General features: G+C 43.6%; 15 protein-coding genes and 2 pseudogenes. 5 read left to right on the forward strand and 12 right to left on the reverse strand.

The annotated features are described in order from the left end of the window. Positions 1 to 51 precede the first annotated feature (51 nt). The 4 genes from ACZ07B_RS15070 to ACZ07B_RS15085 form a co-directional block, all read right to left on the reverse strand. On the reverse strand, positions 52 to 816 hold the full coding sequence (locus tag ACZ07B_RS15070) for a tyrosine-protein phosphatase (RefSeq protein WP_464877377.1): 765 nt from the start codon (positions 814 to 816) through the stop codon (positions 52 to 54). Between the two features lie 52 nt (positions 817 to 868). Then, positions 869 to 1,582 (reverse strand): tyrosine-protein kinase PtkA, encoded by a 714-nt coding sequence (ptkA, locus tag ACZ07B_RS15075; protein WP_086344405.1) that lies wholly within the window; start codon positions 1,580 to 1,582, stop codon positions 869 to 871. After that, positions 1,572 to 2,318, reverse strand: a complete 747-nt coding sequence (gene tkmA / locus ACZ07B_RS15080) for a protein-tyrosine kinase activator TkmA (protein ID WP_003227811.1) — start codon at positions 2,316 to 2,318, stop codon at positions 1,572 to 1,574. The genes ptkA and tkmA overlap by 11 nt, the downstream gene beginning before the upstream one ends. Positions 2,319 to 2,551: 233 nt before the next feature. Next, positions 2,552 to 2,695, reverse strand: coding sequence for a hypothetical protein (locus ACZ07B_RS15085; RefSeq protein WP_003242876.1), 144 nt, complete (start codon positions 2,693 to 2,695; stop codon positions 2,552 to 2,554). Between the two features lie 203 nt (positions 2,696 to 2,898). Between ACZ07B_RS15085 and ACZ07B_RS15090 the strand changes: the two genes are divergently transcribed. Continuing rightward, positions 2,899 to 4,509 carry an SWIM zinc finger family protein gene (locus tag ACZ07B_RS15090; RefSeq protein WP_464877378.1) on the forward strand — a complete coding sequence of 537 codons (1,611 nt, stop codon included), beginning with the start codon at positions 2,899 to 2,901 and terminating at the stop codon, positions 4,507 to 4,509. Then, on the forward strand, positions 4,496 to 7,264 hold the full coding sequence (locus ACZ07B_RS15095; protein WP_464877379.1) for a DEAD/DEAH box helicase: 2,769 nt from the start codon (positions 4,496 to 4,498) through the stop codon (positions 7,262 to 7,264). The genes ACZ07B_RS15090 and ACZ07B_RS15095 overlap by 14 nt, the downstream gene beginning before the upstream one ends. Before the next feature lie 124 nt (positions 7,265 to 7,388). On the opposite strand, the gene ywpJ is transcribed toward ACZ07B_RS15095, so the two are convergent. The 4 genes from ywpJ to ywpG form a co-directional block, all read right to left on the reverse strand. Further along, on the reverse strand, positions 7,389 to 8,246 hold the full coding sequence (ywpJ, locus tag ACZ07B_RS15100) for a phosphatase YwpJ (RefSeq protein WP_048654783.1): 858 nt from the start codon (positions 8,244 to 8,246) through the stop codon (positions 7,389 to 7,391). Between the two features lie 5 nt (positions 8,247 to 8,251). Beyond that, a complete protein-coding gene (gene glcR / locus ACZ07B_RS15105) occupies positions 8,252 to 9,028 on the reverse strand; it encodes a transcriptional regulator GlcR (RefSeq protein WP_003244075.1) in 777 nt (258 codons plus the stop codon). 225 nt (positions 9,029 to 9,253) lie between these two features. Next, positions 9,254 to 9,595: a single-stranded DNA-binding protein SsbB gene (gene ssbB, locus ACZ07B_RS15110; protein ID WP_014478203.1), complete on the reverse strand. Its 342-nt coding sequence runs from the start codon at positions 9,593 to 9,595 to the stop codon at positions 9,254 to 9,256. Positions 9,596 to 9,671: 76 nt separating this feature from the next. Next, on the reverse strand, positions 9,672 to 10,055 hold the full coding sequence (gene ywpG / locus ACZ07B_RS15115; protein ID WP_014478204.1) for a DynA interaction protein YwpG: 384 nt from the start codon (positions 10,053 to 10,055) through the stop codon (positions 9,672 to 9,674). A gap of 174 nt (positions 10,056 to 10,229) precedes the next feature. On the opposite strand from ywpG, the gene ACZ07B_RS15120 reads away from it, so the two are divergent. Next, positions 10,230 to 10,640 (forward strand): YwpF-like family protein, encoded by a 411-nt coding sequence (locus ACZ07B_RS15120; RefSeq protein ID WP_003227794.1) that lies wholly within the window; start codon positions 10,230 to 10,232, stop codon positions 10,638 to 10,640. Positions 10,641 to 10,779: 139 nt separating this feature from the next. Here the strand turns inward: ACZ07B_RS15120 and ACZ07B_RS15125 are convergent, their stop codons facing one another. The 3 genes and pseudogenes from ACZ07B_RS15125 to ACZ07B_RS15135 all read right to left on the reverse strand — a co-directional run bounded on the left by ACZ07B_RS15125 (position 10,780) and on the right by ACZ07B_RS15135 (position 18,872). Then, positions 10,780 to 11,418: a class A sortase gene (locus ACZ07B_RS15125; RefSeq protein ID WP_464877380.1), complete on the reverse strand. Its 639-nt coding sequence runs from the start codon at positions 11,416 to 11,418 to the stop codon at positions 10,780 to 10,782. Between the two features lie 97 nt (positions 11,419 to 11,515). Continuing rightward, positions 11,516 to 17,479 (reverse strand): SpaA isopeptide-forming pilin-related protein, encoded by a 5,964-nt coding sequence (locus tag ACZ07B_RS15130; protein ID WP_464877381.1) that lies wholly within the window; start codon positions 17,477 to 17,479, stop codon positions 11,516 to 11,518. Between the two features lie 317 nt (positions 17,480 to 17,796). After that, a pseudogene (locus ACZ07B_RS15135) lies at positions 17,797 to 18,872 on the reverse strand (response regulator). A gap of 806 nt (positions 18,873 to 19,678) precedes the next feature. On the opposite strand from ACZ07B_RS15135, the pseudogene ACZ07B_RS15140 reads away from it, so the two are divergent. Then, a pseudogene (locus ACZ07B_RS15140) lies at positions 19,679 to 20,992 on the forward strand (sensor histidine kinase); the annotation flags it as partial. 177 nt (positions 20,993 to 21,169) lie between these two features. Then, a complete protein-coding gene (locus ACZ07B_RS15145) occupies positions 21,170 to 22,141 on the forward strand; it encodes a histidine kinase (RefSeq protein WP_250620078.1) in 972 nt (323 codons plus the stop codon). A gap of 46 nt (positions 22,142 to 22,187) precedes the next feature. Here ACZ07B_RS15145 and mscL read toward each other — a convergent pair whose 3' ends face one another. Then, entirely contained in the window at positions 22,188 to 22,583 is a 396-nt protein-coding gene (mscL, locus tag ACZ07B_RS15150) for a large conductance mechanosensitive channel protein MscL (protein ID WP_021445844.1), read from the reverse strand. Positions 22,584 to 22,606: the final 23 nt, after the last annotated feature.

The raw sequence follows: 22,606 nt of genomic DNA on the forward strand, positions 1-22,606 counted from the left end.
TACACTATTATATCGCTCTCAAAAAGAAAGTGGTGAAATGAGAATCGGCTGTTAAAAAAGACCAAACAATTTTCTTCTTTTGACCGGTTGCGGAGGCTGTCTGAAGATGGTCTGATTCCGCAGGAGAAGCTCTGCATTTTCCGTCAGCATATAAGGAAGTTCCGAGCCGAATTCTTTCTCAAGAACATAAAGGGCCTCTTGAGTGTGAAAGTTTCTCGTTTTCACATTATGGGCATCTGAGGCTACGAAATGGATCAAATTGGCTTCAACCAGCCGGAGAGAAAATGCTTTCAGCTGCTTGTCGAAGGTCCCCGCAAGACTTCCTGAAGTAATCTGAGATGCTGCTCCTTTTTCTACAAGATGATACAGCAAGGACGGGTTTTCGCGAATTTCCCTGTTGCGTTCAGGATGGGCGATAACCGGAATATATCCTTTCAGCTGCAAATCATAAAAAAGCTGCTCCGCATATCGGGGAACGTGATCAAACGGAAACTCAATCAAGATGTGTTTTGTATCATTCAGTGAAAGCAGCTGCTGTTTGGCAAGGTCTTGTTCCACCTCGCCGTAGATTCTGATTTCCTGTCCCGGAAGCACATGTAAAGGAATGTCTTCTTTGATTAAACGTTTGTTTAACTGATCTGCTGCTTCTCTGACTGCGGCTGGCTCGTTTTTATACACACCGTTGTTATGATGAGGTGTCGCAATGATCGTCCGGATTCCCTGACGAACAGCGGCTCTTGCCATTTCTATGCTGTCGGCCGAATCACCTGCCCCGTCATCCATTGCGGGAAGAATGTGACAGTGAATATCGATCATGTCCTAGCCCCCTTTTTTCGCAAAAATAAATAACGGGCACGATGCACGTTATTTATTTTTGCATGAAATTGTCCTTGTTTCCGTAATATCCGTATTCAGAGTGCTTCGAAAGCTTTTTGCCGTTCATAATCGCCCCAAGGAGCTTGCTTTTGCACGTTTCAAGCGCCTCTTTCGCTTTTGCGGCTTGTTCTTTTTCTGTTTTCCCGCTTGAAATAACCAGAACAGAACCGTCTGCCACGTTGCCTAAAATCTGTGCATCTGCTACGGCAAGAATAGGCGGCGTATCAAAAATGACCATATCATATGCCGCACACGCTTCGTCTGCAAGCTCCTTCATCCACTTCGAGGAGAGAAGCTCGGCCGGGTTTGGCGGGATCGGGCCGCTCGTCAGCACGTCAAGATGTTTTTCATTCGATGCTTGTACAGCCTGCTCCATAGAGCTTTTCTTTAATAAAACAGATGTTAAGCCAACCGTATTTTCAAGAAAAAAAGCCGTATGTACTGTTGGTTTTCGCAAATCAGCATCAATCAGGAGCACTTTTTTTCCCTGTTGGGCGAATACGACAGCCAGGTTGGCGGCCGTTGTTGATTTTCCTTCCCCCGGACAAGCCGATGTAATCATGACTGATTTCATTTGCCGGTCCACTGAAGCAAATTCTATATTCGTGCGAATCGTCCGATATTGTTCAGAGTTCAAGGATTTCGGCTCTGTCATCGCAATGACATTTCTCCGCATCCGCGAGCCTCTGTTTTTTCTAAGCGCCAAAATGTCCACTCCCCGTTTTTTCAGATTGGAAACCCTGTAAGGTCTTAGCTGTTTTCTGCTCATTCGCAATGGTGGAAACTGTCCCTAAAACAGGTATGTCCAGCAAGGATTCGAGCTGCTCTTCCGATTTGATCGTATTATCCAAATGCTCAAGCAGGAAGGCCAGTCCGATGCTTCCCGCCAATCCGGCCGCAAACGCGATGGCAATGTTTAGTAGCGGCTTTGGCGATACAGGGGACGGATGTTCTGAAACCTCGGCTTTTGACAGAATGCTGACATTGTCAACATTCATAATGGATGTGATTTTGTCTTGAAAAACAGATGCTATAGTATTGGCAATATGAGCCGCTGTTTCCGCGTTTTCATCCCTGACTGATATGTTGACCACTTGGGAGTCCTGTTCGCTGGATACGGTAATTTTGTCATTCAGTTCTTGGGATGTCATCGACAGGCCCATTTCTTTAATGACTTCATCTAAGATGGCAGGGCTCTTAATGATGACATTGTACGTATTGATTAACTGAAGATTGGTTTGGACATCGTTAAATTGGACTTCTTTTCGTTCATTTTTCGATTGGTTGACCAGTATCTGAGTTGAATTTTCATAGATGGGTGTAAGTGCGAAGAAACTAATGAGTCCGCCGGCAGCAGTGGCAGCTGCGGTTACAATCATAATCAAAAGTATGCGTTTTGTTAACGTTGATAATATCTCTTTTAAGCTTGTAGATTCTCCCATGATACCTCCAAATCTCTTATAACATCCTTTTCCATCTACGATTATACAACGTTGAAACCGCATTTCTCCAGCTTTTCACATGACATAATTCGACATTTTTTTACAATACGTTATGTTAGCACTTTTTATGTAAGCGCTATATTTACTGTGTTGACAGCGCTGTCTCATTTTCTCTTATTCGTGCAGTCACGTCATCTCGCATAGAAAAATCCCGCTAAAGGCGTGCGGGATTTTTATGTTGCATATCCATTTTTAATATGAGAAATCAAATTTTCAAGCATTTCCTTCGTCGTCATCTCAGATGACTGCTCACCAATTTCATGTGCATGCATCAAAATTTTCAGAAATTCTTCTTGATTCAATTTCTTTTCACTCATCTTTTTATTCCTTTCAGCTTCCATTAAGTTGAAAACACGATTATTATATGATGCTGGTTATCAATTTGCAATCTCTAATACATCATTCGACACATCCCATTTTTTATGTCCTTTTTTAGGAAAAACTTTTTAAGGCCGATGTGTTGCGATATAATAGAGAAATTGGATCTTTTTATTACGTGACTCGGTTAGGAGCGATAATCATGCTTCAGAATATGATTTCCAAAGACGATGTGCTGGCATCTGCTGAACAGTTAAAAGAACTTCTTCCTTACAATGAGGAAAATGTTCAGCTGATCAAAAAAGCCCTTATTTTATATCGGCAGGATTCAGTCTATCGTTTACAAGCAGTGAGTCCGACGGAAGTTACGGCTTACGTGCAGGATGTTGTGCCTGTGCGGGTCACATTGAACTTGTTTGTCATAGTCAAAAGCGGCTGTTCATGTCCGTCCGGAAGAATCTGCCGCCATATGCTGGCTGTGTTTTTATATGTATATGCAATGTTCGAGCGAGTGGGTACTTTTACAGAGTATTGGCTGGAGAGGGAAAAGCTTGAGGAAAGCAAAGAGCTCGTCCGCCGCCAGTTTCAGGAAAAGGTGCTGCCTAATGAAGAATCACTTTCAAGCTGGCTTGCTTTTTTTGATTCAGAGTTTTCTCTCTGGCAGGCACGTACGCCAGAAGGCAGCCAAAACATGCAGGGCCTCTATTACGGCTACCTGTCCGCATTAAAAAAACATGCGCCGAACAAGCCGGAGCTGAAAAGCCTGTATCAGATTCATTCCGCGATTGCGGTTTGGCTTCGCATGTTCACATTGATCGAAGCAGGCAAGCTGAACCCCGAACAAGATTTTTATTCCCTCAATCCGTACGTTGAACAGCTGATGGATACAATCTACAGCTCTATTGATAAATTAAAAACATACGCGCTGTCTTTTGCGCTTGATCCATTTTTGGATAAAACACCGGATGTTATCCGACATTTGCTGTTGAAAGAAGAAATTTTCCAATACGAACGCATCCGCGTCTTCGGTGAAATTTGGAGTGCGCTGCTGTCGCGGCCAAAATGGGTGGCACGCGAACAGGAGATATTGAAAAAAGAAGCAGGACGGCGTTTTTCTCCCGAATTGCAATTCGGGCGCCTGCATTTGGAATTCCTGCAAAAGAATGATGACGTTATTTTTGCGGAAGCGGATCAATTCCCGCCGGAAGCGCTCCCTTATACGTTCCAATGGCTGAGTGAAATGACTGCCAAGAAGGACTGGAAACGGCTTAAAACATGGTACCAGCAAATTGAACCAATTGCGATGGGTTATTCGAAGCTGGATAAGCCGTTTAAAGAGATTCGCGATGTGATCGGCGAGCTGTTCCTTCTGTTGAATGCCTATGTGCAGCAAACCAATGATCAAGCGCTGTTTGAGCGCTTTGCCGCGGGCTGTCTGCCGTATACGTTCACAGAATACAGCCATCATTTATATGAAAAAAAACGCTATGCTGAGTGGATTGAAATTCATAGCCTTGTCGGCTTTTCCATCAATGAAATGGATAAAATGATGCTCAAGGAAATTGCAGCGAGCGACCCTGAGGCGCTTATACCGGCTTACCATAGAGAAGTGGCTTTTTTCATTGATCAGAAGAACCGCAGCTCGTACAAGGAAGCCGCCCGGTATTTGAAAAAATTGCGCACTCTGTACAAAAAAGCGAAAAAGCAGAAGGTGTGGGAGCGGTATATTCAGCTGCTGAGCGCGCATTACAAGCGCCTGCGCGCGCTTCAAGAAGAACTGCAGAAAGGAAAGTTGATTGATGGCGAGTCTTAAAGAAATTCTCATCCACGTCGAACAAATGGAAGATGGGTCATTTACGCTCTCAGCCTTTGATGAAAATGAGCAGCCTCTTCCCTACAGCCATATGAAAAAGCATTTGTTCCAATGGCATGAATCCTCATTTTACGGAACCTTTCTAGAGGATGTCAGCTTCATCGGGACGACTGCTGTCCTGCTATCTCCATGGATGACTGTAGAGCTTCTCGGCAAAAACTCGTTCAACTCATTCAGCTCCGTGCAGCTTACAGAAGAAACGGAGCCGCTGATCGAGGCGGCATCGACCATCTATGAATTTATCGCGGACGGCGATTTTCTGCCTGACTATGACGCATGGACAAACGGTGTTTTTCGCTGGAAGGACCGCGATAATATACTGGAAGGCTTTACTGCGGAATGGTTTTCCGCTGCCGTACAGGATTACATCCAATACGACGATGACCTGCGGGAAAAATGGGAACATATCAAGGAGAAATCGCCTGCGGTTACGTCATTCCGCGGCCATTTTCTTGATGAAGAGGATTTTCTGGAAGGCATTGGCTGGATTGACGACCAATCTCCATTTACTGTCGGCTTGCGCTTAAATGAACCAGACTTTGACGGAGACGAATGGAAGATCGAGATGTTTTTACGCGATAAAAAGAGCGGTGCTGTAGAATTCTTTGACGGACTGAAAAGCCTCAAAAAATCGTGGCAGGCGTACAGCGATAAAATCGCGCGTGAGCAGGACCGCTTTCACAGAACGGTTCCATGGCTATCGTTTGATTCCGGGACAACGCTGATCTCAGAGGAAGAAGCCTGGATCTTCCTGTCAGAAGCAAGTGAGACGCTTGTCGATATGGGGGTAGAAATCCTCCTGCCGTCCTGGTGGCAGATTGTCAGAGACAGCAACATGATGCTGAAGGCAAAGGTGTCGTCCTCCCCGCGCGGCGAGTCATTTGTCGGCATGAATGCACTGCTTGATTTCAACTGGCGGTTTGCGACAAATGGAATTGAACTGACTGAGGCTGAATTTAATGAGCTTGTCGCCAGCAACAGGCGCCTTGTTAATATCCGCGGGCAATGGGTTAAAATCGATCCGCAGTTTATCAAACAGATGAAACGCCTGATGGAAAAAGCAGAATCAGAGGGACTCCACATGTCTGATATTCTGGCACGCGAGCTAATGGATCAGCAGGATGGCGGACTTGAGGATTCGGATCTGATTGATACATCCGCTTTTGCCGGCATTCAGTTTGATCTATCTAAACAGCTCAGGTCACTGATTCGAAAGCTCACTGCCGCAGAAAACCTGCCGGAGCACGAAGTCAGTCTTTCTTTCAAAGGAACGCTCCGCCCTTATCAGAAATACGGCATGAACTGGCTGCTGTTTCTGCGGGAAAGCGGTTTTGGCGCCTGTCTGGCTGACGATATGGGGCTTGGGAAAACGATTCAAATGATCGCCTATTTCCTTCACGTGAAGGAAAGCGGCCGGCAAAAAACGCCTCATTTGATTATTGCGCCGACATCCGTACTTGGCAACTGGCAGCGGGAGCTTCAAACCTTTGCCCCTGATCTGTCTGTCGCGCTCCATTATGGGCCGCGCCGGCCAAAGGGTGATGATTTCGCCGCGCATTATGAAAACGCAGACGTGGTGCTCACTTCATACGGTCTGTCACATGCCGATACTGAAGAGCTTTCTTCTGTGACATGGAACACGATCTGCCTTGATGAAGCGCAAAATATTAAAAACGCGCATACGAAGCAATCACGCGCAATCAGGAAGCTGAAGGGGCTTCACCATATCGCGCTGAGCGGCACGCCGATGGAAAACCGCCTGACTGAGCTGTGGTCCATTTTTGACTTCATGAATAAAGGCTACCTCGGCAGTTTGACCGGCTTCCATAAACGCTATGTGCTGCCGATCGAAAAAGACCGGGACGAAAAGAGAATCGGACAGCTTCAGCAATTAATCCGGCCATTCCTTCTCCGCCGGACGAAACGGGATGAAGAGGTCGCGCTTAATCTTCCTGAGAAGCTGGAAGAAAAAGAATTTATCCCGCTGTCAGCCGAGCAGGCATCCCTTTATGAGCAGCTCGTCAAAGACACTTTTGACCATATGACATCACTGACCGGCATGCAGCGAAAAGCGCTGATCCTCAGCATGCTTGGACGGCTCAAGCAAATATGCGATCATCCCGCGCTTTATTTAAAGGAAGAGCAAACCGAGCTGCTGGCCGGCAGATCAGTCAAGCTCGAAAAATTGATGGAACTGATGACAGCGATCCGCGCCCAAAACGAAAGCTGCCTCATTTTCACGCAATACATTCAGATGGGGAACATGATGAAGCGGCTGCTTGAAAAAACGTTCGGGGAACCTGTGCAATTTTTAAACGGGAGTCTCTCCAAGCAAGAGCGGGATACACTCGTTGAGAAATTTCAAAGGAAAGAATATCCGACACTGATTCTCTCACTCAAAGCTGGGGGCACCGGACTTAATTTGACTGCCGCCAATCACGTCATCCATTATGACAGATGGTGGAACCCGGCGGTTGAAAATCAAGCGACTGACCGTGCATACCGCATAGGCCAAGAGCGCTTTGTCCACGTTCATAAAATGATTACGACGGGAACAATCGAGGAAAAAATTGATGTCATGCTTGAATCCAAGCAAACCCTGAACGATCAAATTATCCAAAGTGAAAACTGGATTACCGAGCTTTCCACACAGGAGCTCGAAGAACTGTTTACATTAAGCGCAACAGCGCAATGATCATGACTAAAAAAGCTGGCTCTGAAAGAGCCAGCTTTTTCCGTTCATAGCCGTCACGCCGAATTTCCAAAAAATCCGTTACGCCGGTTTTCAACAGGATGCACTTTTGGAGCAGCACATATACCTACAGCAAATGTTTCATCATATGTGCGACACCATGTTCGTCATTGGTTAAGGTGACAGCATCGGCTATCGATTTGATGTCTTCCCGGGCATTGCCCATCGCTACACCTTTTCCCGCAGCCTCCAGCATCGATTTGTCATTTAAACTGTCACCTACAGCAGCGGTTTCCTCGAGCGGAATATTCAGCTGTTCCGCAAGCCTCTTCAGCGCCTGCCCCTTGGAAGCTTTGCGGGAAGAAAGCTCAAAGTTGTGCTCAGCCGAACTGACAAGCGTCAAATCTTCGGCAGGCTCATATCTTTTCCAGCCTGCCTCAAGCTTTTCTTTGAAGAAAGAAAAGCCGAGAATATTGTAAAAATCGATTGGCTGATCGGCTTCAAACAGCTCTTGAAAGGAGTTAATGTAAGCAAAGCCCGATTGGCTGTATTGCACCTCGGCCGCCTGCTTAAGGACAGAAAGATCCGCTTCCGGATTTGCGCTTCTGAATCTGTCCAGCTCAACATCAAGAAGTTCTCTGCCGTTTTGCGGCGTATAAATCGCTGAACCTGTGAATACCTCATAATAATAGTTTTCCGACTCAAGCCATGAGAGAATGTCATACGCCCGTTTCTTATCAATCGTTTCGTGATGATAAAGCCTGCCGTCGGGATCGTGAATGACGGCGCCGTTTGCACTGATGACCCATGTTTTGATCCCCAGCGGTTCAAAGATTGACATGACGTCAAAATGAGCGCGCCCAGTTGACACCACCACTTCAATGCCATCCCGCTGCGCCTGCCGCAGTGCGTTTTCATTTTCCAAGCTTACCTGATGCTTGCTGTTGAGTAAGGTTCCATCTAAGTCAATCGCAATTAATTTCACGTTTGTCAGTCCTTTCCTTCATCCTGCTCTGTCACGAGAAGCTCAACGCCGTTTCGGTCAAGCAAGTCACAAAATGCCTGATTCGGCAGCCTGTCTGTAATCAAGAGGTCGATTTCATTCAGCTCCGCATACTGATAAAAACTGGTGCTGCCCAGCTTAGAATGGTCTGCAAGCGCAATGACCTGCTTTGCCTGCTGTATCATTTTCCGCTTCACCATGCCATCCTCTTCATGCGCAATTGTAATGCCATGTTCGGAAATGCCGACCACACCAATCAGCGCTTTATCAACATGGTAGCTTGAAAGCTTTTCAATCACAGAGGACCCGTACAGAAAGCGGTGCTCCTTTTCCAGCTTGCCTCCCAGCAGATAAATTTCAATTCCCTCTTTATCGGACAGCACATCCGCAAGATTAATCGAATTGGTGATTACCGTACAATCAACCGCATTCAAATGCTTTGCACATGCCTGAACAGTTGTAGAGGCGTCTAAAATCACCCGGTCACCATCATGAATAAGCGATGCTGCAAGCCTGCCGATCTTATTTTTTTCCTCAGACACTGTTTTCAGGCGGCCGGAATAGCTTTGAATTTTCTGATGCACAGTCGGTAAAATGGCGCCGCCTCTTGTGCGGATGATGGCATTCTGTTCCTCAAGTTTCACAAGATCTCGTCGCGCTGTATCCCTTGACACTTGCAGGAGCGTACAGATCTGCTCCGTTGTAATTCGGTTATGCTGTTTTAAAAAATCCAAAATCGCTACTAATCTTTCTTCTTGGTACACGCCCTCATTCCTTTTCTTAGCAATCATTTATAAGTAATTATAAGTTTTTGTTTAATTTTATTCAACATTAATAAGTGATTTTAAGTAAAAATGCGTCGAGAGAACCAATTTTTCCTAAGTAGACAAAAAAGAAAGAACCAGTCTGGTCGACTGGTCAATTTTGAGGGGATGATGCGAAGATTCGGATAATAGTGAATGGATAGATAACGGGAGGAGCAGGGGGTGTCAATCAGCAGCTTTTTCCCGGGGTTTAGGGTCCATAAAACGAACAGTGTCAGCCAACACTTCTGTTACATACACGTTAACGCCTTCCGCGTTTTCATAGCTTCTTGTCTGAATCCGTCCGCTTACGCCGACGAGAGAACCTTTTTGGCAATACAACGCCGTGTTTTCAGCTGTTTTTCTCCAAAGTGTGCAATTGACGTAATCAGCTTCGATTTCACCTGAAGCATTCTTGAAGCTGCGGTTCACCGCGAGCGTAACATGTGCAACTGCCGCACCGGCGGAAGTGTAGCGAAGATCAGGATCTTTTGTAAGACGTCCGACAAGCATGACCTGATTGAACATGCGATTCCTCCTCTCCTTGCGGTTGTATGTATTGTAAATGATGCAACAAGAAAAGAAAAACGCTTAAAAATGGCTTTCAGCCTCTGTTTTTATCTTTCGTTTTCATTTTTCCTTCAGCTAAAAACATCTTTTGCTTTTTTCCTTTGAAGAAATATGTACTTTTTAAAAAACGGAAAAAGATTTGCTTTGTCAGCCAGTTTTGCGTATTCATGCGCACATAGGAAGAGCCATCCCACGCAAACCACTGAAAGCTCAATTTTTTTTCCGGCATTGACAGCTTGATTTTATACTGCTCCATGCCATCTTGTGTTTCGTATAAAAAACTTATTCTTCCTTTTTTGTTCAGATGAACCTCAAACACTTCTTTACGGCTTAACATATATGTTACTTCCTTTTGAATCAAATGGCTTTCAGAAGGAGCGCCGTCAATATAAATTTCTTTTAAACGAAATTGATTCATACCACATCTCTCCGTAATCCATAGTCAGTTACAGTATAATGAAAAAATAGAAATTATTAAATGTTTCGCTCATACAAAATTCTTTAGCCCCAGCATTGCAGGATTTTTTCCTCGAAAACGTTTATGTTATAATGGAAGGCAAGAAAACTTTGGAAGTAATCGGGGTGAGAAGAAATGAAAACCTTTAAACTGGTTGACCTGAATGTGGAACGAGTGGACAAGGAAGAACAATCAATCGAACAGTTTCCCCTTATTGACGGACTGATTATAAATAAAGAAGACGGTGAAAATCACTGGCTGATTGAGGCGCTTGTACAGAAAGAACATCTTTCTTTTTTTGAACAGCTTCAAAACAGCCAATCTGAAGCCAAAGTATTTGTAACGATCACGAAAAAAAGCAATCGCCCCGCCCAGCTGACAGCAGCAGTGAAAAATATCGTCAAGCTGGAAGAAAGCATCCAGGTTTTACTCTATGGACAAATGGTCACAAGAAAACAGCAGGGCACTGAAACCATTCTCGAGTCCCTTGTAAAAGAGGGCTATACAGGAACAAAACTCATTGAGGCATTTAAGCAAAAATTATAAATATGAGGGGGCATGTTCCCCAAAACAGACACTGAACCGAAGAACATCACAATAGACATTTTGAATAGATATGTTCTGCATGAAAAAAGCTGCCGTTTTGAACGGCAGCTTTTCTTTTCGTGCTTTCACTCTTGCATATTTAATTTGTATGGCCAAAAGAATCAACCAATTCCCCTTTCACAACAAGGCGCCCTTCAGTTTTGACCGCCTTGTCACATGTGATTAACGTAATCTCTTTTCTGTTTGTCTCCTCAATTACATCTGCATCCATTTCCGATATGATGTCTTTAGATGTTACAGAATAGATATAATCCTTTTTAAAATCCGTGATGACAATTTGGGCACCTGTTTTTATGTTTTCCAGAGGTCCGAACAGAAGATTCTTTTGCTTCAAATGATGGCCCGCCAACGGATAATTTCCCTCACCCATTTTTTGATCCGGGCGCATTGTTGCCGCCCCTATCAAAAGATTTTCATTGGTTGTGCCTTTTACGATCGGAAGCTCCAGATCGACACTTTTAATTGTTATCCGCCCGATAACCGCTTTTTGATCGTGATCAAAGCCGGCCTTTACAGCATCCATTAACTCAGGCGGCTCGATTAAATCAAATTCAAATTCCGCTTCTCTCTCATTATTTTTTTTCAGCTGCTCCACAGTTAAGGCCGATTCACTCTGGCTTTTGCTAAGATAAGCTATAATTCCGCCTTTTATATAAGGAGAAGAGATCAGCAGCAGTCCGAAAAGGATGAACACCGTAATGATCATTTTCTTGTACATGCAAAAAACCCTTTCTTATGCATCCTTCTAAAAACGCTTCGTGTCACTTTTCAAAAAAGCACCTGATCGATTCTTCGATGATCAGGTGCCTTCAACTTTATCCTTTTCTTTGTTTCTTTCTTGAGGCAACAGCTAAGCCTCCGCCTGCCATAAGCAGCAGGATACCGATCATTGCTGTCAGCATGCTGTCTGTATCTCCGGTTTTTGGGAGGGTTTTGTCTGTGTTCGACTGACCATCCGAGCTGCCATCTGTACCATTGGTATTCGGATGATCTCCATCATCTTTTCCATTTCCGCCCGGTGCAGGTTTATCAGGATGATCATGCTTATCAGGCGTTGGTGTTTTCACTTTTTGATTAGAAACAACGATCTCAACAGCTTTTGACTGTCCTTTTTCAATTGTGAATTCAATCGGTGTTTCGTCAAGTTTGTAACCTTCGGGAGCCTTCGTTTCAATCAACTGGTAGCTTCCCGGCGCAAGGCCTTTTACAGTGAACTGCCCATTTTGATCTGTTTTCCAGAGTTTAGAAAGCTCTTTTCCATACCCGTCAGTTTTTACAGGCTTGCCGCTTTCGTCCAATAACTTGAATTCAGCGCCCTCCAAAACGGTATTTTTATCGTCTTGATCCACTTTTTTCACATTTACGTCACCTGGTGCCAAAATGTTTTCCGCGGTGATTTCGACTGTTTTCGTGTCTGTGTTTGTGATCTTGAACGATATAGGAGTTTGGTCCACCTCATAATCCTTAGGCGCTTTTGTTTCTACAAACTGATAATCGCCAGCTTTGAGGCCATGCACCGTGAATTGTCCTTTGTCATCGGTAACCAAACCGGACTTCAGCACTTTGCCGTTGGCGTCTGTCAAATTGAATTCTGCGCCTTGCAGAACTTTACGTTGATCATGCTGATCCACTTTTGTGAGGACAACCCGGTTCTTCGTATTAACCGCTGTTACTTCAACTTGTTTAGGTTTGCCGCCGTTTTCTGCCTTAATGGTGAATGGCACAGGGATGGCGGATAATAGATACCCGTCTGGCGCCTGTTTTTCGATAAATTGATAGCTTCCTGGCGCTAACCCGTCAACTTCAATTTTGCCGCCTTCTTTTGAGACTAGATCGTCTCTCACTGTTTTCCCATTGCTGTCAGTGATTTTGAATACCGCGCCTGCTAAGCCTTTTCCATCCTGATCTTCCTTCGTCAGCTGAACCGATCCTTGATAGTTCACGACGATCCCGGCATCAGCGGATTTTGGCTTTCCTGCTGCTGATTCAGAAATGGTAAACTCTTTTTTCTCCGTGTTTAGCACATAACCGGCTGGCGCTTTCGTTTCAACAAAGGCGTAGCGTCCCGGCGAAAGATCTGAAGCCTTCACTTTTCCGTCTTTATCGGAAGTCAGCTCTTCTTGAACCGTATTTCCTTTTTCGTCGACAATGTTAAAAACTGCACCTTCAAGCTTCTTGCCTTCAGCATTTTCCTTCGTCAACTCAACGGAGCCTTTATGGTTAGTAGCGATCCCGGCATCTGTAGCTTCAGGCTTTCCTTCAGAGGAATCAGAGATCTCAAACTCAATTTTCTCTGTATTCAGCACATAGCCCGCTGGCGCTTTCGTTTCAACAAAAGCGTAGTGTCCCGGTGCAAGGCCTGAAGCTGCGACTTTCCCATTTTTATCTGAGGTCAGTCCTTCTTGAACCGTATTACCTTCCTTGTCGATAATCTTAAAGACGGCTCCTTCAAGCTTCTGGCCATCTGCATCTTCCTTCGTCAGCTCAACAGAGCCTTTATCGTTAACGGCGATTCCGGCATCTGCGGCTTCAGGCTTTCCTGCTGCAGATTCTGAGATGGTAAATTCTTTTTTCTTTGTATTCAGCACATAGCCGGCTGGCGCTTTTGTTTCCACAAAAGCGTAATGGCCCGGTGCAAGGCCCGAAGCCTCAATTTTTCCGTCTTTATCTGAAGTCAGCTTCTCTTGAACAATCTTTCCATCTTGATCGACAATGTTGAATACTGCGCCTTCAAGTTTCTGGCCTTCAGCATTTTCCTTCGTCAGAGAGACTTTTCCTTGATAATTGGTCATTGCCCCCAAATTGACGTCAGACACTTGATTCTTTTCATTCTTTGCGATTGAGAAGTGAATCGCTTTTGTATTTACGATAAAGCCTTCAGGAGCTTGTGTTTCTGTCAAGCGATAGTAGCCCGCCGGCAAACCGTTCATTTCTACTTTTCCGTTTTTATCAGATTTTATATCTGTTCGTATGAGAGTATAGGTGCCGTCATTTGACTTTTTCTCCAGCTTGAAAACAGCACCCGCCAAAGGATTGTTTTGTTCGTCTTGTTTGATAAGCGTCACCTTGTTCTGTTGATTTACGACTTTGTACAGCGCTCCTGTCTTGGAGGAGTTGCTGTCTATCTTTACAGAGACTCCTTTTGCATAAGCATCACTGATGGTATATCCGTCAGGCGCTTTTACTTCTTTTAATACATAGGAACCGTAGCGAATATTTCCGAATGTAAGCTTCCCGCCGGCATCCGTCGTACCAGTGCGGAGGAGCTGTTTGGAGCCCTCAGACCATAACTGGAATTCTGCTCCTTCAAGAGCTTTATCGTCCTCTCCAGTCTTAAAAATCGTCAGGCTTCCTTTTTCTCCGGATCCGGAACCGTCGCCGCTTGAAATGGCAACAAAGATCGAGCTGCTGTTTTCTTGAGTCTGCTCCTTCACATTTGTTCCTGAAATAGACACCTTATTTTTAACATGGCCGCTCGTGCCGGCTATGTTAATCAGAGACCGGTATTTGATCACATAGGCGCGATCAATTTGCTTATAGCTGCCTATGAATTTCAGGACAAACGATTGTTCACCTGTTGTATTGTCCGTTTTGATGTCTAACGTGTAGTCTTTGTCTTTTTGAAGCTCGACATCTCCCACGGTCAGATTTCCGCTGCTGTCTTTGACCACTCCGTTTTCATCATATTTTGCTTGATACACTTTAAAAGAATCCGCATCTAATATTTGATTTTCATCCGGCGTGTCAGTAACTTTTACGTCATCCAGCGTTGATTGGCTGGAGTTGACATTGATGTTCCAATCGATGTAGCTTCCATTTTGTTTGCCGCCTTTGAAAACCAGGCTTCCTCCGTTCGCAACTGAAACAGAGCCTGTTAACGTGCGGTCTGCATAGCCGTCATTATAGTAGGTTGCCTTGTTTGTATACTGATTCTGATCAATGACCTGTCCTTTGAGTGATGTCTTAAACTCAACCAGATATGGTACAGAATCGCCTGTTTTAAGGTGTATCGTCAGCGTGCGTTCATTTTTCGCAGAAGGCTCTTCGACATCATACTTGGAAGGATCAAGCGCGTCTCCTTCTGTGATCGAGCCGTTTTTATTGATCGTATAACTCTTAACGACAACGGAACCCGGCACAAATTGCTGAGGATCTGTTATGGCATCTTTGATATAAGGGTTTTTCGTCGGCTCGCCGTTATAGTTGACGCCGATTTTCCACGTGATTTCCTTTGAAACCGCGTTATATGATCCGTTTTTGAAACCATTATTTGAAGTCTGATGATTCGGCGTAAAACCGCTTGATACCTTATTCGTGCGCTCATTGCCGTTTTGATCAGTCCATGTCGACTGAGCTGTATTCTTAACGCTTTCGTTAGAATAATCGGCATTGAACGTTGTCGTATAAGTGATCTTAAATTGACTGTCTGTTTTTGCATAATCCCCGATCAATGCCAAAGTAAAGCCTTTATGATCCGGTTTTTTTATTAACGTGTAGTCTTTGTCTTTCTGCAATGTTTTGTTGTTCGTTGTGTCTTGAAGCTTGAACGATTCATCAAGCAGAACCATTCCGCCGCTTTCAAATTGATCATTCAAAGTCCAATTGTTCATCAAGTATTTATTTTTATTAACTGTAATCGTCCAATCAGCCGTCTTCTTCTCATAATCTACGTTTGAATATCCTTTGATGAGGTTTTGCTGAATGGCTATTCCGGAAGCCTCTTTTGAATCCCCTGTTCCGGTCACAACGCTGTTGGTGTATGTTGTCGATTTATCAATGATCACTCCGCTGTTGACCTTTGTTTGATATGTGATTTTGTACGCGCTGGTAATGGTTTTATTAAATTTGACTTCAAATCCGCTTCCATTATCGATCAGCGTATAGTCCTCGCCTTCCTTTAAAGGCGTTCCCGCTTGCTCGCTGCCGTTCTGTCCAAAGGTAATAGGAATAACCTTCAAAGAATCTTTCACAAGATGCAAATCGCCAGTTCCAAAAGCATCTTTAATGCTGGCCTTGGATTGGTCGATCTGTTTCTCACCGTAATTGTATGAAAGAGCCCAGCTGAATGTTTGAGATTCTCCATCATAGCCGGTCGATGATTTCGCGATCATTCTTCCATATTTGGCTGCAACAGTGGCTTCGGCAGAAATGGGTTCCAGGTTGTCTCCGCTGAATGCCGCCTTGTTCGTCAGCGTTACATTTCCGCCTTCACTCGGCTTCGCACTATTGTCAATGTCGGTTTCGTATACAAGGCGGTATGCTGAATCAATTGTCCCGTCAAATGTGACATTTCCTTTTGAATCAACACTGTAGCCGGAAGAAACTTCATTTCCTCTGCTGACAGAACCATCAATGTTCACATTGAGTTCATACACTTTAACTGAACGGTAGATTACGCCATCTGGAAGGCTTTCCGTGAGTTTGGCATTTTTGACTTGATCCAACTTTTTATTGACATCGACCGTCCATGTTACTTTACCAGGGTTGATGCCTTTATCCAGCACACCTGATTTATCAATGGTTTTACTCACATTGGGTTTAAAATAAACTGTTGTTTCAGGAGTATCGGCATTCACAGGAAATGGGATCTTTTGTGTTGTCGAACCCGTTATTTTTTTCTCGTTGAACTGCGTATTGATAACCAATGTGCCTTTGACATTAGAACTGTCTTTTACCTCGCCGTTAAATGTCATTACCACATGTCCGTTCGTATCAATAGAAAATGTCCCGTATGTGGTGTCTCCGGCGCTTAAAGGCAGGTTCACAATGTCATTATGCATAATAAATTCTTTAGGCAAATCAAATTCATATTTATCGCCGGCATTGATTGTTTTTCCTAAATTGTCGGGAATGGCCCAATCAATTGAAATTTTCACCGGAGAATTCGTATTGGCGCGATTGCCCTTGTCATATGGCTTTCCGTTTTCGTCCGTCAACGTCACGCCAGTTAAAATATGTTGCGTGATTTGTTTTTCTTCAGTTTGCAAGCTTTTGAAAGCTGATTGACTTGAGGATGACACTTTTTTTGAATCATCACTCTTAGAGGCTTCGCCGCTCTTAGCGTCATCTGACGGCTGCTGTTCTTCCTCTTTTTGATCCTTGCTGACTGAAGGTGCAGGTTTGTCATCTTTCCCTTCCTGATCACCCGCAGTATCAGAAGAGTCGTTTTTTGGCTCTTCCGCCTCGGCATCTGGTGTCTCCTCTTTCTTAACAGGGATGATCACCTGCTGGGTTTTGCCTCCCCCTAGCTGAAAAAGGGCTGCTGCTGTATGTTCATCGTCTTTTACATCTGCAGTAAACTTAGCTGGCAGTGTAATGTTCCCCTTGGCATCAGGAGAATCCGCGGATGCAGTTGTTAATTTTACTGTCATGGTGCTGCTGCCCGCCGGCACTTGATAGCTGCCGATGACCTGATCAGCAGATTTGATCTCACCTTCTGCACCTTTATCAAATGTAAAGCTTTTAGGTATCTCCACATTGATATCCTGTTCGCTATCTGCTTTTTTGTCTTTTTTCAATGACCATTCATATGTCAGTTTCACTTCGTCCCCCGGTGTTAGTGCCGGTTTGTTTCCTTTTGATCCGTCAACAATCTGACCCTTGGCGTCCTTAACTGTTACCGAATCGAAGAATTGGCTGTCACTTGACGTTACGTCCACAGCCTGTGCCGTAAGAGTATAGCTGGCGATCTGGCTAAAGAAGAAAAAGATGGCAAGGCTTATGATCATAACGATCCGCCCGCTTTTTTTCAGCCCTAAGGGAAAACTCCTCGTTCTCAACTTTTCATTCCTCCCTTTCTTATCTATCTTTCACTTGCCGATTGATCCGCGAGACCATAACATCATGTCTCATCCCCCAAAAAGAACTGCTAATACCGAATGAGTTCCAAAACTAAAATTTGTCATCCGAACCAAACTACATTGTATGAAATGGAACTATACAATTTCTGTACAACTCAGAAATCATGTATGATTGAAGTGAATTGGAGAGAGTTGAAGTTTCACCCAGGAGACATATGGCTAGGGACTTCCCTTTAAGTGCACAAAAAAACCAGTGTGCATCGAAAAGCAATCGACACATACTGGTTTGGAGTTCTTTAATTAATTTGATCCTTCATTTGTTTGTAACGCTGATATTCTTTTATCGCCTCTTCTACCTTCCCGCTTTTGTTGAATAGCTGCAGCTTGTATTGCATAATTTTATGATCGTATGGCTCAATTTTCTCGGCTTGCAGGCAAATGTCCATCGCTTGATGATCGTTCATTTCATGAATATGATAATCGATCAGTTCATAGGCCTTTCCAAGCCAAAGCTGGGAAAGACGCGTCTTTTCCGGTTCTGCCCAAAGATAGCCGTGCTCCATTAGATAATGATTTTGATAGGACATGAAAATATCCATGTGCAGATGTAATGTAGCCGTATTGAGCGGCGGCGCCCCTTTTAGCGATTTTTCCCATTCCACAATATCGATTTTTGCGCCTGAAAGCCGAAGAATATATCCAGTATCAGTCTTCTCGATAGTTTGGCTGAAAGGGATCTGGCTGAATAATTTTCGTATTTGATAAATGGTTGAGTAAAGTTGGGTGCTTGCTTTTGAAACATCGTAATGAGGCCAAAAAAGATCGATTAGCATGTCTTTACTGACCACATGGCCTTGATTGTGAAGTAAAAATAAGTATATTTCACGTGCTTTCGACGTTCTCCACTTGACTGGAATGCTTGTTTTGACATCCTTTAAGGTTTGATGAAACTGCAAGCTCCCAAAACATTGGATGGAAAAATGCGCCTCGGTATTTTCTGCATTTTTCTGAGCATATTATTCGTTTTGATTCGTTCAACAGTTGTCTCAAGCCGCTTGTATATGACAGGCTTCATCAAATAATCAATGGCATTCAGCTCAAACGCCTTGATAGCAAACTCATTATAAGCCGTGATGAAAACGACTTGGATGTTTTCATTCATCGATTGAATCGCCTCAGCAAGCTCAATGCCGTTTACCCCCGGCATTTCAATATCAAGAAACACCGCATCTACAGCAGGAGTCTCAGGATGCTCTAAGGCCTCAACCGGATCTTGATACGCCATAATAGATTGAAAGGCGTTTGTTCGTTCAAGCATTTTCTTAAAATGGAGCAATGCCAAGTGCTCATCGTCAACAATTAACGCTTTCACAAAACATCCCACCCTATATGTAAAATCGAGATATCAGTAAATAACTTCTATTATATCATGACAAATAACCCCTTTATCTGGATTCTTTTTCTTTCTATTGTAGTTTTTGAAATTTTACACTTACAATATTTATAAAAAAATAGGAATTTAGAATGATCCTATTTGAATAAAGGAGCCATGATATGAAAGAGAAATTGATCTTCACTTCTATTATTTTCGGTTACGCTGCATTCTTTATGGGTTTCATAGCCATTGACCATTTTTCCGGATCAACGCTTCCTGCGGCAAGGCATGGGGTCATGAACTTGGAGAATTGGGATTTTCAGAAGGATGGGAATGTACAGCTGAACGGAAAATGGACATTGTATCCAAATCAGATTCTGTCACCAAAAGAGATCGCTTCAGCAAAAGGAAAAGATCCCTTATTCGTTGATGTCCCCAGCAATGTGAAGCTGGCCAAGCAGGGTATCAATGTTGATTACGGAACGTATAAGCTGACCATCAGATCAAAGCAAGACAATCAGGTTTTTGGGATCAGCACGTCGTTTATTTACAGTGCCAATCGCATCTATTTTAATGGACAATTCATTGGCCAAAGCGGCAACCCTTCAGATAAACCTGATTTTGCGGCACAAAACCGCCCATATACGAGCTTTTTTACGCTTCACAAGGGTGACAATGAACTTATCGTACAATTTTCGAACTTCGGAAAAACGCCGGGATGGGGAATCGCAAAGCCAATTACTTTTGGCATCCAGGAGCAAATAGTGCGGGAAAACAAAATTTCCTTTCTTAATGATACAATCATGATTACAGCTTTTTTCATTACCGGATTATATTTTCTGGGCTTTTTCCTGCAAAGAAAAAAAGATAAACATTTGTTGTTTTTTTCTGTTATGTGTCTTCTGTTTTCGTTCATTATTCTGATGATCGGAAAAGAGCGGATTATATTTCTCCTCTATCCGTCAATTTCATTTTCACTGCTAAATTCATTGAGGGCAATCTCTACAGTGCTCGTCAGCATTGCGGTTTTTCTCTATCTCTTTTTTGCTTACAGAAAGATTGTTTCAAAGCGTTTTATTCGCATTGCCACTGTTTCTTCCGGGCTGGTCTTAGTCACAGATTTTTTAACCGTGGGTTTTATCGGCCATACCTCGTACATCTTACATTCTGTGCTAGCCGTCTCGACCCTGGTTTATATTACATATATTTTTACGATTGCTGCGATCCGCAAAATGGAAGGAAGTCTGTATCTTACTATTGCATCTATATCTATGAGTGCTTTTGTCATTTTAACCACCATTTCAGCTTACAGCGGGAAAACGGCCTTTTCTTTTAATTCGATTTATTCATTGCCAACAGTTATCGCTTTGCTGGCGATCGTTCTGTTAATGGCGCAGCAATTTGCCGGGGCATTCCGTGAAAATGAAGTGCTATCGTGGAAATTGCTCAGAAGTGACCGGCTAAAGGATGAATTTATTGCTAAAACATCACATGAATTCAAAACACCGCTGAACAGCATCATTAATATATGCCAGACCCTGCTGGCCGGCAAGGGAAAAAGAACGATAGAAGAAGAGAAAGAAAATATGCAGCTCGTCATCCGCATGGGCTACAGGCTGTCCAATCTGGTAAATGACATTCTGGATTTAGAAAAAATAAAGCAAGGCATGCTTCAAATCCACCCGGTTCCTGTTGATATTTATACTTTAGTTTGTTCGGAAATGAATTTCTACAACCTCTTATCGAGACATAAAAACTTAAATATCATGAACCATATCCCAGACGATCTTCCTCTGGTGCTCACAGATGAAAACCGCTTCCGCCAAATATTAACCAATTTAGTAGACAATGCAATCAAATATACAACAGAGGGCCAAATCACACTTTCTGCTTCAAGACTGAACGATAACATGATCAAAGTGACAGTAGCAGATACAGGAAGCGGCATTTCAGAAGCCGATCGCCAAACCATCTTTGAGTCTTTTCAGCAAGCCGAAAAGAATAAAGACGATGGTGCCGGTCTTGGCCTCAGCATTGTCAAACAGCTGGTTCAGCTCCAAAACGGAGATATTTGGGTCGAATCAGAAGAAGGAAAAGGTTCTGCATTCCATTTCACCTTGCCGACCGCCCAAAATGAATCTGTCTCTGAAACAAAAAAACGTCTTCCTGAATTACAATCCGGGAGAGATCTATCAGATATCTCATTTAGCACGCCTTATTACTCTGAGAGTATTGACGCTCCAACCATTCTGATTGTCGATGATAACATTGACAGTTTAAAAATTTTAAACGATATGCTTGAAGGTGTGCCCTACAATGTGATTGCTGCGAAGAACGGAAAGGAAGCATTAGAAATCATCTCTTGCACAAAGCTTGATTTGGTTATTTTGGACTTGATGATGCCGGATATGACTGGTTTCGAAGTCTGTATGAAAATTCGCGAACGATTCAGCATGGTTGATCTTCCGGTTCTGATCATTACAGCTGCCATTATCGGCCATGACAAATACAAGGCTTTTCATGCCGGAGCGAATGACATTTTGCAAAAACCCTATCATTACTCTGAATTTATGGCGCGTATTCAAAACCTGATAATGATGAAACATACAGCAAATCAAGCCACAAGAATGGAAATGGCGTTTCTCCAGTCGCAAATCAAGCCTCATTTTCTTTATAATGTATTAAACACGATTATTTCTCTCACTCATTTGGATATTGAAAAGGCCCGGGAGGTAACAGAGGAATTTACCAACTATTTAAGAATGAGTTTTGACTTTCAAAATACATCAGCCATCAGTTCCTTCAGACATGAGCTTTCGATTATCAATTCCTATCTTTCTATAGAAAAGACGCGATTCGGTAATCGGCTTGAGGTTCTTTTCGATATAGATGAAGACATTGACTTTATCCTTCCGCCTTTAATGATTCAGCCCTTGGTGGAAAATTCCGTTCTTCACGGTGTCAGCAAGAAAAGAGGCGGAGGATGGATCAAACTGACAGCTAAGAAACAAAACAAAAATGAGTATTACATCAAAGTTGAGGATAACGGCGCCGGGATGACTCCGGAAAAACAAAAAGATCTCTTATCTGCGGATTTCGATCGCAGCGTCGGGTTGAAAAATATCAATCAGCGGCTGAAACATTTTTGCGGAAGCGAGTTGATGATTACCAGCACTCCGGATGCAGGCACCTCTGTCTCAATGCTCATTCATCTCGCTGAAACAACAGAAAGCCCTGCAGAACTGAAGGACATAGAACAAACCTAAACGAAAATTGAGATAAAAAAAGACGCCGTTTCTAACGGCATCTTTTTTATTCCGGCGACTTTGCTTGTTGCTTCAGCAGGTCTCTGATTTCTTTCAGCAGCTCCTCCTGCGCATCCACCGCTTCCTCCGCAGCCTCTTCTTCTGCTGCTTCTTTTTTGCGCCTTAACCCATTCAAAGTCCGAATGACGATAAAAATGGAGAACGATATAATTAAGAAGTTCACAATCGTCTGTATAAAGCTGCCATACTTCACTACAGCATCGCCAAACGTAAACGACAGGCCTGAAAAGTCAAGCCCTCCCAGCAGCAAACCGACCAAAGGCATAATGATATCATTTACTAGAGATGTGACGATCTTTCCGAAAGCGCCGCCTATCACAACACCAATCGCAAGGTCTACGATATTCCCCCGCATGGCAAAGGCTTTAAATTCATTCCACATACAATCACCTGCTTTTCTATATT

It is taken from the genome of Bacillus sp. 9.4 (assembly GCF_055486415.1).